General features: G+C 49.0%; 2 rRNA genes. Both read right to left on the reverse strand.

The window, feature by feature from the left end:
• Positions 1-407: ribosomal RNA gene (locus tag A3844_RS06655) — 23S ribosomal RNA — on the reverse strand; the annotation flags it as partial.
• A 246-nt stretch (positions 408-653) separates the two neighbouring features.
• Positions 654-747: ribosomal RNA gene (locus tag A3844_RS06660) — 16S ribosomal RNA — on the reverse strand; the annotation flags it as partial.

Raw genomic sequence — 747 nt, forward strand, 5'->3', positions numbered from 1 at the left:
CTCGGAGAGAACACAGTTTAGGTTACAGGGCTTTTACCTCTATCGCGGGCCTTTCCAGACCTCTTCACCTACTATATTCCTTTGTAACTCCATGTGAGACGTCCCACAACCCCAAGGGGCAAGCCCCTTGGTTTAGGCTGTTCCGCGTTCGCTCGCCGCTACTGACGGAATCACTATTGTTTTCTCTTCCTCAGGGTACTTAGATGTTTCAGTTCCCCTGGTCTGCCTCTACACACCCTATGTATTCAGGTATGAGTAACTGCGAATTACCACAGCTGGGTTTCCCCATTCGGACACCCCCGGATCAAAGCTTGCTTACAGCTCCCCGAGGCAGTTTCGTTGTTCGCCACGTCCTTCGTCGGCTCCTGGCGCCTAGGCATCCTCCGTGTGCTCTTATTAGCTTAACCATTACGTTTTCCCAAAGGGAAAATCGCTAGCATCGCTATAATATAAACTTGTTTACACAAGTTCAGCTTAAAGGAATGTTCTAAAACGCATTTTCGTTTCGGTATCCAGTTTTCAAGGATCAAGGTATTACTTGAGAGCTTCAACTCTCAAAACTGAGCAACGAGTGAGTGTTCGAACCCAAAGGTTCTAATGGAAGTCAAGCTTCCGATTTGAATGTCTCCATTGCAGGAAACGATTCTCCATAGAAAGGAGGTGATCCAGCCGCACCTTCCGATACGGCTACCTTGTTACGACTTCACCCCAATCATCTACCCCACCTTCGGCGGCTGGCCCCCTTGC

This window comes from Paenibacillus helianthi, from assembly GCF_001909055.1.
GTDB lineage: Bacteria > Bacillota > Bacilli > Paenibacillales > Paenibacillaceae > Paenibacillus_AQ > Paenibacillus_AQ helianthi.